Annotated in this window: 10 protein-coding genes; 9 read left to right on the forward strand and 1 reads right to left on the reverse strand. The window is 25.8% G+C overall.

Annotated elements, in window-relative coordinates:
- Window positions 1-28: 28 nt before the first annotated feature.
- The 7 genes from F795_RS06850 (at window position 29) to F795_RS06860 (ending at window position 9,402) form a co-directional block, all read left to right on the forward strand.
- On the forward strand, window positions 29-1,198 hold the full coding sequence (locus F795_RS06850; RefSeq protein ID WP_022936205.1) for an ABC transporter permease: 1,170 nt from the start codon (window positions 29-31) through the stop codon (window positions 1,196-1,198).
- Complete coding sequence (locus F795_RS0102785; RefSeq protein ID WP_022936206.1) at window positions 1,198-2,535, forward strand: ABC transporter permease; 1,338 nt, start codon at window positions 1,198-1,200, stop codon at window positions 2,533-2,535. Before F795_RS06850 ends, F795_RS0102785 begins: the two co-directional genes overlap by 1 nt.
- Before the next feature lie 311 nt (window positions 2,536-2,846).
- Window positions 2,847-3,902: an ABC transporter ATP-binding protein gene (locus tag F795_RS0102790; protein WP_129619166.1), complete on the forward strand. Its 1,056-nt coding sequence runs from the start codon at window positions 2,847-2,849 to the stop codon at window positions 3,900-3,902.
- A complete protein-coding gene (locus tag F795_RS03580; protein WP_022936208.1) occupies window positions 3,892-6,429 on the forward strand; it encodes an ATP-binding cassette domain-containing protein in 2,538 nt (845 codons plus the stop codon). The genes F795_RS0102790 and F795_RS03580 overlap by 11 nt, the downstream gene beginning before the upstream one ends.
- Before the next feature lie 134 nt (window positions 6,430-6,563).
- The gene (locus F795_RS06855) at window positions 6,564-7,028 is read left to right on the forward strand and encodes a hypothetical protein (protein ID WP_022936209.1); all 465 of its coding nucleotides are present in this window, start codon (window positions 6,564-6,566) and stop codon (window positions 7,026-7,028) included.
- A 15-nt stretch (window positions 7,029-7,043) separates the two neighbouring features.
- Window positions 7,044-7,793, forward strand: a complete 750-nt coding sequence (locus F795_RS0102805) for a triose-phosphate isomerase (RefSeq protein ID WP_022936210.1) — start codon at window positions 7,044-7,046, stop codon at window positions 7,791-7,793.
- Between the two features lie 109 nt (window positions 7,794-7,902).
- Entirely contained in the window at window positions 7,903-9,402 is a 1,500-nt protein-coding gene (locus F795_RS06860; protein ID WP_022936211.1) for a hypothetical protein, read from the forward strand.
- 43 nt (window positions 9,403-9,445) lie between these two features.
- On the opposite strand, the gene pyk is transcribed toward F795_RS06860, so the two are convergent.
- Window positions 9,446-10,870, reverse strand: coding sequence for a pyruvate kinase (pyk, locus tag F795_RS0102815; protein WP_027120302.1), 1,425 nt, complete (start codon window positions 10,868-10,870; stop codon window positions 9,446-9,448).
- 100 nt (window positions 10,871-10,970) lie between these two features.
- Between pyk and F795_RS06865 the strand changes: the two genes are divergently transcribed.
- Window positions 10,971-11,885, forward strand: coding sequence for an MAGa3780 family membrane protein (locus tag F795_RS06865; protein ID WP_129619135.1), 915 nt, complete (start codon window positions 10,971-10,973; stop codon window positions 11,883-11,885).
- Window positions 11,886-11,962: 77 nt separating this feature from the next.
- A partial coding sequence (locus tag F795_RS0102825; protein WP_022936214.1) for a helix-turn-helix domain-containing protein occupies window positions 11,963-12,237 on the forward strand: 275 nt, incomplete at its 3' end.

Below are 12,237 nucleotides of genomic sequence, written 5' to 3' on the forward strand. Positions count from 1 at the left end.
TTTATTCTAATTAATAGATACTTAAGATATGTTTAAGTATATTAGGCAAAGAATAGCTTTCGCTATTCTTGCTTTGTTTATTATATCAATATTATGTTTTACTCTTGTTTCATTATTTGGGCCAAATCCAGCCGAAATAATTCTTAATAAAAAAATCGAAGGTGTAAAAAAGCAAGGAAATTATGAAGCTTTAAAAATTGCTGAAGAAATTAGATTAGGGCTTCGTTATGTTGATGGTAGAAAAATTCCTATTTTAGTTAGATATTTCCAATATATTGGAGGTATATTTCATGGTGATTTTAAATTTTTACTTAATGAAAAATTAAATCCTAACCCTTCAGAATATACAACAATGTCTAAATTGTTCTTTCAACCTTTAAAATATTCAATAATGATATCATTACCCGCCTTTGTTATGTCGGCAATAATCGGTATTACATTTGGTACTATTGCTGGATATCAAAGAGGCAAATGAGCAGATAGTACAATCAACGTATTTGTATTATTCTTTATTGCTGTGCCTTCATTTATAATTGCTCCTATAGCAATTACTATAGCAGCTAAACTAAATGTAGCACCTAACGTTTTAAAATTTGGAGATCCTGTTGCTACTACCGGTGAAATAATTAAAAGTTATTTACCGCCTATTATTGTTGTAACGCTTGGTTCTTTATCGGTATATACAACTTATACAAGAAATCAAGTTGTTACAGTTTTAACTTCAAATTATATTTTAATAGCTAAAACTAAAGGCTTATCTGGAATACAAATATACTTTAAATATGTTTTAAGAAATATTTCTATTCCTCTTTCGGCAATAATTATTCCATCATTTGTATTCTTATTATCTGGAAGTATTATTGTTGAAAAATACTGACAAGTTCCTGGAACAAGTACAGTTATTGCAAACTCATTCCCTCAAGGTGAAATTTATGTTGTAATGTTTTCAACATTATTCTTCTCATTTATTTCATTAGCATCAGAATTAGTTGTAGATATTTTATTTGTTATTTTAGATCCTAGAATTACTTACGGGACAAAAAGCAAACGTAATTTACTTTTATTTTTAAAAGCATATTTTATTAGAAGAAAATTGATTAAGGAATTAAAACGTAAATTATCTAACTCTAATTCAGATGCAAATCTCTTAAATGCATCTAATTCACAAGAGCAAGCAAGTGTTGGAGGTTCAAACTAATGAAATTAACTCCTAAAGAATTTAATGAGCAATATAAAATTAATGCAGATTTGCAAACCAAATTTGCTTTTGCTTCAGATAATAAAAGAAAAACAATTGCTTCAATAGCGGGTAAACCAAAGAAAATGTTTGTAGAAATTATGAAAAGATTTTTTACAAACCCTGCTGTTGTTATTGCTCTTGCTGTGTTTATTACAATATTGTTATGTTCAATTCTAATTCCTTCTAAAGGACTTAGAATATATGAACCTAATAAGAAAATCAATGCTTATGCTAATATTAGTATGTTGCCACCTTTACATAGTCCAATGTTTAAAGACGCTTATGATCCTAACGCTTCAGTAGTTTCACTTTGAAGAGAAATTAATAAGTTACCTGGTGAAAAAGTTAATGGCCAATTCTTAGGTAATCAAATCCTTCAATATTTCAAAGAATTTGAACAAAGTGTTAAATTTGATGGAAGCATCGAACAATTAGGTGTTTATAATCCGCCTACTGGTATTATAGAAGGAATGACTATCGAATATAATCCTTATTTAGTATTTAAATACTATATTTTAAAAGCAAATATTCTTGATGCAGTTAACAAAAACCAAACTGTTGATGAAAACTTTATTAATCAATCTCTTGCTAATATTCCAACATTACATACTTTATTAGGAACTACTACTAAAGGCGCAGATATTTGAACTACTACTTGATATGCAACTTGAAGAGCAATTGTTATAGCACTTATTGCTGCAAGTCTTCAAACAATTATCGGTGTTTCAATTGGTGCATATTTAGGGTTCAATGCAGGTAAAAGAGTTGATACTATATGTATGAGATTAATTGATATATTCTTATCATTACCTGAATTAATTTGATTATTGCTATTTGTATCAATCTTTGGTACTAATAGTTATGCACTAATTGGTGCATTAGTTATAACTGGATGAGCAGGTCCTGTATCTACTACAAGAATGTTTATTATAACTGTTAAGGATGAAGAATATATTATTGCTTCTAAATCAGTTGGAGCAAAAACTTCTAGACAAATCTTTTACCATGCTTTGCCTGCAATATTAGGAAAAATTGCAACTAACTTTGTTAGAAGAATACCATCAATTATAATGTCTGTTGCATCATTAGCTTTCCTTGGATTTTTCAATGAAAATAATGATATAAGTTTAGGACAACTATTAGTTGAATCAATTGGTGACGCACAAAAGAATATATGAATATTAGTTCTTCCTGCTACAATCTTATTATGTTTATCACTTTCACTTCACTTCATTGCATTAGGAGTACATGATGCTCTTGATCCTAAAGTTATTACTAAATCAAGGAGAAAATAATGAATAAATCATCCACTCAAAACAAAAACAAAAAATTAACAAAAGAAATTAGTTTAGATGAATTAGAAAATGAAGAAAGCATTGAAGAAGTTAAAGAAAAACCAATTGAAAAAGATTTAGCAAAAAAAGAAGAACCTAAAAAACAAAAAATAGAAGTTAAATTAGATAATGATTCTGAATTAGAAAAATCAGAAGAGAAAATAGATATTAAGGCTTTAGAAAAATCTAAAGACAAAAAAATAACTTTAACTAAAAAACAAAAATATTACCAAAAAATTCAACAAATAACAAAAGGTTGAGAAACTAAAGATTTAGAAAACGGAAAAATTTTAGAAGTTAGAAATTTACACGTCTCATTCCCTATTGGTAGAAAAAGACAAATTCATATAATTCGTGGAATTGATCTAGATGTTTATCGAGGCCAAATAATTGGACTTGTTGGTGAATCTGGTTCTGGTAAGAGTGTTACATCTAAAACTTTAATTCATGTTAATGAACAAGGTATTATTAGTGCTGATAAAATTCAAATTAATAATTGAGAGCTTACAAGAATTAAAAAAGATAAATATTGACAATATATTCGCGGGCAAAAAATTGGATATATTCCTCAAGATCCTTTAACTAGTTTAAACCCTACAAGAACAATTGGCAAACAATTACTTGATGCTCTTAATAATAATAAGGATTGAGCAGAAAAACCATTTAATGAAAAGAAAAACTACTTGATTGGTCTTCTAAAAACATTTGGTTTAAGAAATGCCGAACAAATCTTTTTAGCTTATCCTCATACATTATCAGGAGGAATGAAACAAAGAATTGTTATAACAATGGTTGTTGCATTAAAACCTGATATTATAATAGCTGACGAACCTACTACTGCTCTTGACCCTACAGTTCAAGCATCTGTTTTAGCATTGTTCGAAGATATTCGTCAAAAAATGGGCATTTCTATAATTTTAATTAGTCATAACATTTCAGTTATTGCAAAATTCTGTGATTATATTTATGTTATGTATGCAGGAAAAATTGTAGAATGTGGTACTAAAGAAGAAATATTTACAAACCCTGCACATCCATATACTTGAGCATTAATATCTGCTATTCCAGAAAATAAAGATGAAAAGCTTTATAACATTCCCGGCACTCCGCCAGATATGGCTAATTTACCCGTAGGTGATCCTTTTGCACCTAGAAATGAATATGCTTTGGAAGCTGACTTTGTTAAAGAGCCACCTTTAATCCAAATAACAAAAACTCACTCAGCTGCTACATGATTGCTTCATCCAAAAGCTCCAAAAGTTACATTATCAGAAAATTTATTAAAGCGTATCAACGCATTTAAGAAAGCATTTAAAAATGGAAAATAATAACGAAGAAAAGAAAGTCATTTTATCTTTAGATAAAATAAAAAAATATTTTATTAATCAAGGTATTATTAACAAAGCAGTTGATGATGTTTCTTTTGATGTTCACGAAGGTGAAATTGTTGGGCTTATTGGTGAATCAGGTTCGGGTAAAACCACTGTCGGTCGTTCATTACTTAGATTGTATGAAGACTATAATGGATTTGTTAGATTAAACGGTAAAATAGTTTCAGGTAGAAAAATAACTGACAAAAGAAGAAAATTCTTGAGAAGAAATATTCAAATGATCTTCCAAGATCCACACGCTTCTTTAAATGGCCAAAAAACTATTTATTCAATCCTTAAAGAACCATTAGTTGTTAATGGAATAATGAAAGAAAAATTAGATGATATTTTTTCTGATTGAAATGATGTAAAACAAAGTTTTAAATTTACATTCCAATTAAATACTATGGCTCTTCAAACTCAAAACTATAAAGAAATAAATAAAGCTGCAAGACTATTCTTTAATAAGTGAGTAAAAAACTTTTCTAACTTTAAATTTGACGCAAATATTTCAAATGAAGATAACTTTATTAATTTCTTTTCTTATCTTGAAGAAAAACAAATTATGGAAAGTCAAATTATTAATAATATGTATTCTAATACAACTAAATTATTAGAACTTTATTATGAATGCCAAACAAAATATAGAAATAATGATTTATCTGCTCCGGAACTAGCATTTATTAAAGCAAAGAAAGAACTTGATAAAGTATTAATTTTAGCTAAGTACTCTCCAGAAGCTTTTGAAGCACTTAAACAAGCAAAAGAAGTTAAAAAGGAAATTGCAACTAAAAAAGAATACATTCAAGAACTTGTTAGGGAATCTAAAAATACATTCTTAAACTATATTCAAGAATATAACAATGAAAAGTCTATCTCTAATATTGCAAGGTTATCTTCTATTGATTTAGAAGTTTATATTCATAACTATAAAAATGAATTATTATTTGCTAAAAAAGCAGAAACAATAAAATCATTTTGAACAAAGTTGAATTATCTAGAATTCGATTTAATTAGAAAATTAATTAATGAATTGGAAGAATACGCTCACAAGTTTTATTTAGACCATTTAGAGTCAATTAATTTTACATTAGATGCTAAAACAAAAATTAGAGAAATTATTAAAAATAATTTTAAATTTGATGTTGATGAATATATCAAATTATCTTCTAAAAATGAAAAACAATTGTATAAAGAATTACATGAACTAAAACATAATCATAGATCATTATTAAATATTGTTTTTGAAGATAAAAAGAATAAGAAAAATAAAAACTTTGATGAAATAAATAAACAAATTGAAGAAGCAAAAAATGTTTTCAAACTTGCTGAAGAAAAGTACATGGAAAACATGGAAGAATACCTAAAAACTTATAAAACAAAAATTGAAAAATATTACAATGAAATTAATGAGTTAGAAGCTGACTACAAAAATTTAGTTGATCAACAAACATTTTGTAATAAAAAATATGCTGAATATAAAAATGAATTTTGAAACTTTCTTAGAACTCAAATTAAGTTAGGCGATACTAATTCTAAAAAAGAAATTGAATCAATTATTACTATATATAAAACCGATTTATTCTTAAAAGAAGAATCGCTTAAGTCATTTGATATTGAAAAGAAATATCTTGAAAAAGATATTAAAAAATTACACCTTTTATTAGGTATAGATGAAAAATGAGTTGACCAAAATATTAAAAATGCAAAAATCGCAAAAGAAAATAATGAGCATGCTAAACCATGAACAGAAAGAAAAAATATTTTCGACTCAGCATTTTTAAAACCACTTGCTAGATTTATTATTTCTGGTTTATTATATAAAACCATGATTTATAAAGCTTTAGAAGATGTTGGACTATTAAAGCAATTTGCATATAGATATCCTCATGAATTCTCGGGCGGTCAATTACAAAGAATTGTTATTGCACGTGCTTTAATTTCTTCCCCTACTATTGTTGTAGCTGATGAACCTATTGCTTCACTTGATATTTCTATTCAAGCACAAGTTGTTAACTTATTAAAAGAATTATGTGCTAAGAAAAATATTGGTTTAATTTTTATAGCACATGACCTTTCAATGGTTGAATACGTCGCAGATTATATTCAAATAATGCACTTAGGTAAAATTGTTGAATATGGAAAAACTGAACAAATTTATGAAAACCCTATTCATCCATATACAATTAACTTGTTTAAAGCTATACCAAAAATTTCTAATTCAAATGAAAAATTCCAAAATGTTTCTTTTGAACTAGATTATTTAAATGAACAAAGATTTCCTAATGTACCAGAATTCTTTAATGTAGGTCCTGATCATTATGTTTATGGAACTAATGCACAAGTTAAAGAATGAACAAAAATAAGAAAAGCTAAAGAAGTAGAAGAAAATAAAGGTATTGAAGAATCGGATTATACTTTAATTCAAACAAACAAAAAAGCAAAAACTTCTAAAAAAACTTTTAGTTCAAAATCAAAAAAATAATTTTATAAAATAGAGTAAAACAGAAAAAGTCTCATTAAGTTGAGGCTTTTTATTTTGTATAATAAAGTACTCTTATTACTTATTCATTATAAAATTGAATATTTAATGTAAAATAATACTATTAAAGGGTATATATGAAAGAAAAAAGAACATTTAAAGAATATTGAAAAGATAGTTGAAATCTATTTTCATTATTATATTTAGCAATAACTTTAATAATTTATGTTTCATTAATGTTAATTATTAATTATGCAGCTAAAAAAGGTTGAATAGATTCAATAACTTTTTCAAGTATCGTAATTTTTTCTATTAATGGTTTCGTTCTTTTATTTAGATGAGGCTTTGCAAAAGGTATTATTAATGCTATTGTAAAATCTCATGATGAAAGAAAAATATATAAATTAGCAAAGCAACAATTCGATTCAACTACATCAGTTAATGAACAAAACGCTATTATTGCTAGACAAAGAGAAAAATACAATCGCGATAAAGAATTAAAAGAATCTAGAAAAACACATATGACTAATTTAGTTTTTTACATCTTAGTTTTGTTACCTATAGTTGCAATTTTATGTATGATACCCTGGTTGGTAAAATAAATAAGGAGTTTTAAAATGTCATTATTCGATAAAAAATATTATTTAATAGGAAATTTTAAGTCAAACTTAAATTATTCTAAAGCCAAACATTTTTTAAAAGAAATTAGTCACTTAGTTGAAGTTAATAATTATGCAAAGCAAATATATATTGGTTTTGCTTTATGCCCTAGTTCTTTATCATTAAATTTAGAATATGGTAAGAATTTAAATATAGGAGCACAAAATATATCTAATTTTGAATCAGGACCTTATACTGGTGAATGTACTATAGATAATATAAGCGATTTAAATATTAAATTTACTTTAGTCGGACATAATGAAAGAAGAAAACATTTTAATGAAACAGATGAAATAATTAATCAAAAAATTAAATTATGTTTAAAAAATAATATAACCCCTATTTTATGTGTTGGTGAAACATTAGAAGAATTTAATCAAAAACAAACTATGAGTGTAATTAAAAAACAATTAGATATTGCACTTAAGGATATTGATTTAAATTCAAACATTTTAATTTCATATGAACCTATATACTCTGTTGGTACTGGTTTAGTGCCCGAAAATTGTCATATTGAACATGTCATTTCTTTAATTAAAGAAAAAATTAATAAGCCTGTATTATATGGTGGATCAGTTTCAAATAATAATATTAATCATTTAATGGAGATTAATTCTGTTAATGGTTTTTTGATTGGCAAAGAAGCATTAGATGTTATTAAATTTGAATCTTTAATTAAAAAAGTTATATTAAAACAAAAAAGTTAATATTGTATTTTTAATTTAATTTAAAATAAATATAAATTTTTAATAAAAAATATTTTTCCTTTATAATATTACCGCTTAACGAAAATTGATTTTTTGAAAGGATAATAATATGAAAAATAAAAGAATATTTTGAGGTGCTATAACTTTAAGTTCTCTATTAGCTCCTTTTGCGTTTGTATCTTGTTCATGCAACAAAAAAGAAGATAAAAATTTAAGTCAAGAAAATAAAGACAAAATTAGAGCAATCTATGATTCTAAATTTGATAGATCTTTAGCTTCTTCAAAAAATGAAGATGCTTTAAAAGCTTTAAGTGAACAAGGCTTTGAATTAGATAAAGCGACTGTAGTATCTTTTAATGATAAAGAAGGAATATTAACTATAAAAGTTAATGGAAAATTCCAAGGTAAGGAATTTACAGAATTTGAACTTAAATTTGAAGGTTTTAGAAAAATTGAAGTTATTGAAGGGCAACCTGAATTAACAGATAAATTAAACGAAATATTTGTTAATGAAGAAAAAGTTGAATCTAAAGCAGATAAATCACCATTACAATTTAATTCTTTAAAAAATTCATCAGAATTTTTAAAAGATGAGAATCAAAAAGCAACCCAAGCCAAAGAAAAAGTTGATAAATTAGTTAAAGAATATAATGAAACTAATGACCCAGCTAAATTAGCAGAATTAAAAAATGCTGTTATTGAATTAGAAAAAGAAAACAAGGAATATGAAAAGAAAGTAATGAGAGTATATGATCAAATACTTACTATATTAATAAATCCTAATGACCCTAATCGTTATGCTGCTAAATGAGAAGATGGTAACAAATTAAACGAAGATTTAAGTAAATTAAGTTCTAAAGGTTGACCTGCTTTAGGAATGATTGCTGGCTTTTATTCTAGCTTATATGGACAAGCAGTTGATGCAACAGTCGAAAGTATAACTAATGCAATAAATAATAAGTCAGAAGAAATTACTAGCAAATTATCTGAATATAATGAACATGCAACTATTGATAGTTTAGAAAAACTTTATTTTGAATCAACTAAATTTATATCAGACATTATTTTAGAACATTATGATGATTTTCTTAAAGCAGTTATTGAACAATATGCTAAAGGTTTAGAAGCTTCTATTGAGATTCCATATGCAAAAAAACAAATTAAAAAATTTGTTGATAAAGCAAAAGAAGATTCTAACAGTGAAACCAAAAATCCCAACGTTATTTTGGATTTATATAATTCACTTAAAGAATTAGAACAAATGTCGTCTTGATTTATTAATTCACTAGACATACCAAGAGTTAATGAAGATGTTATAAATATTAATGAAATAACTCCAACTGAATTTATTGAACAATATAAAACTAATTCAAATTTATTAAAGTTTGACCCATATGATGCAAGCGTAATTTGAAATTATAAATTTGTTGAATTTAAATCTGAACCTTATAATGTAAAACTCGAAAAGAAAAATAAGAACACAATTATTGTTACATATCAAATTAGATGTTTAAACACAATTGATTCTACTAATCCTAATGATTTTGAAAATCAAATGATTTCGCCAGAAATTCAACAAGAAATAACAAATTTCAAAAATGAAGAATAATTTTAAAAAGAAGGTGTCCCTTCTTTTTTTCTTATTAATTTTTTTAGTAAGTATGTTCTGTAATATTTAAGCCATCAACTACTATAAAATTATCGCCTTTTTTAGCATTATATTTAGTAATAACACTTTTTGCTTTTTCATGATCATTTTTAATTAAATTTCTTTCATTTTCAGAATCAACTTCACAAAAAATTCCATTAGTTATGCCATATTGGTTTACATATTTGTTGTCACTAACAATGCCAATTACAAATGCATTGGGTCTATATGAAGAAACTTCTTTAAGAAGTTCACCAGAATGAGAAAGTACAACTGCAAATTTATATTTACCATCTTTTAATTTTTTTGCAATTTCATATGCAATTTTCATTCTAGGACTTGCATCTTGAGATAATGCTTTTAATTGTGTATTATAAAAAAGTTCTGTGTAATATTCTGTTTCAGCACGTTTTGCTATTCTTGACATAATTTTAACAGCTTCAACAGGATAAAGTCCACTAGCACTTTCACCTGAAAGCATCGTTGCGTCAGCTCCAAGTTCTACAGCACAATAAACATCAGTTACTTCTGCTCTTGTAGGTAATGGACTTTTTTCCATTGAATCCAACATTTGTGTTGCAACTATTACAGGCTTACCAGCTAAAGAGCATTTTCTAATAATTATTTTTTGATAATAAGGAACATCAAAATAATCAATTTCAAGCCCCAAATCACCACGAGCTATCATAATTGCATCACTAGCTTTAATTATTTCATCAATATTTTCTATTGCTTTTTTAGATTCAATTTTAGAGCATATCTTTGTTAAAGAATTAGGATCAGTATTTTTAATTATATTTCTAATTTCTTCTACATTTTTAGCTGAATTAACAAATGAAGCGGCAATAATGTTTACGCCATATTTAACACCTCAAGCAATGTCATTTTTGTCTTTTTCACTCATAAATGGTAAAGAAAAATCGACTCCAGGAATATTAACTCTTTTATTAGTTTTTAGCATATGTGTGTTTTTGGTTATCACTTCAATTTCTTCATTTTTAACATTTAAAACTTCAGTTACTAATTTTCCATCATCTAAAAGAATTTTAGTTCCTTTTTTTACGTCTTTATCCATACGATAAGATACATAAATAACTTTGTTATTTCCTATTTTTTCACTAAATTCTTTTTCATTGCATCTAATTTTTAATTTAGTATTACTTTCAATTTTACATATATCATTTTCCATTTTACCAATTCTTATTTCAGGACCTTTGGTATCTAACATTAAAGAAAGTGGTATATTTAAATCTTTTGCAACCTTTTTTGCTAAATCAAAATTTTTTTCATGAGCTATAATATCTCCATGTGAAAAATTCAATCTAACTGTAGTTACCCCGGCTTCAAATAAGTTTTTCATAGTTTCATAATTATTTGAAGATGGCCCAATAGTTGCAACTATTTTAGTTCTTACTTCTTTAAATTCCATATTAATTATCTCCTTGAATTTTATAAATATTTGTTTACTATATTTAATTATATATTTTAAACTTGAAAAAATAAGCATTTTAATATATAATCATTATATTATGAATCAAAATACTGAAAATCAAGAAACAAAAACAAAATCATGTCCTTGCTTTTTTAAAAAATTTAAGGAATGAAAAACAATTTTAAAAATTATATTTATATTAGGGATTGTATTGTTAATTATTGACTTTTCAATTCTTTTACATTATATGAATATACATGCCATTCAAAAAGCAATAGCACAACTAAAAAGTTCTAATGTTGATACTTTGATTGGTTTAGGTGCTAATGGAAATGAATTTTATCCTAATGGTTTAGCTCTTATGTGAAACCAAGGGACATCATTTACAATGATTAGTAATTGAATGTTAGCAATTGCTATGATTGTATATCCTTTACATGCTCAAAGACAAAAAAGTCAATTCTTTTACTTTTTTGCTGTAGTCAACATAACAATTACATTTGTTATATATTGAACTTTAATTTTCTTTGTATCCCTAAAAAATGGAGTTTGAAATAATCCTAGTGCAGCTGTTCCTTCATTTATATTGCATGCTATAAATCCTTTTGCTGGTTTTATTACTTTAGGTTTTGCAAGAAAACAAATTAAATTAACTAAAACACAACTATGATTAACAAATGTTGCTGTACTACTTTACTTCTTTATGGCTATGGTAATGTTTTTTATAGGAAAACCATTATTAGGTTTAAAAAATGCAGGTAGCAAAGACGAATATGCAAAATACAATATTGTAGTTTATACATTTCTAAATTTTGATAAACCTTTATTTTACAAAGGTGGAAAAATTGCGGTTGTTATTTTATTAGACCTTGCAATGTTTGCATTGGGTGCATTCTTAGCTCCTGCATTTGCATGAATGTGAAAAGGAATATTCCACATTCAATTAATTAAAAGAAATGAATGTGAAGCAAATATCTGTGCAAAAGAACAATTTATAAATAAAAAGGAATAAGTTTTCTAAATAATAAAAAAAGACTCAAAATAGAGTGAACCCCAAATTCCGGACTTTTTGGAAAGGGGTTCATTTTTATGCAATTCAAATTTAAAAAAGAAAAAAGAAGCAAATGAAATAGAGATATAAAAGGCTATTTGAAATTAAAACTTGATCAAAAAATAAAAATTGTTGAATTATATCTTCAAGATTTTAGCATTTTAGAAATATCTAAAATAATGAAAAATTCTTATTCAGCATGCTATTCAGTAATAGAAAAATACAAAAAGTTTGGTTATAATTCTTTTGCTATGGAAAAGAAAAAAGGAAGAAAATCTAAAATAAATTTAGATGCTCAAAAGGCAGCAAATTT

The sequence above is a fragment of the Metamycoplasma orale ATCC 23714 genome (assembly GCF_000420105.1).
Lineage (GTDB): Bacteria > Bacillota_I > Bacilli_A > Mycoplasmatales > Metamycoplasmataceae > Metamycoplasma > Metamycoplasma orale.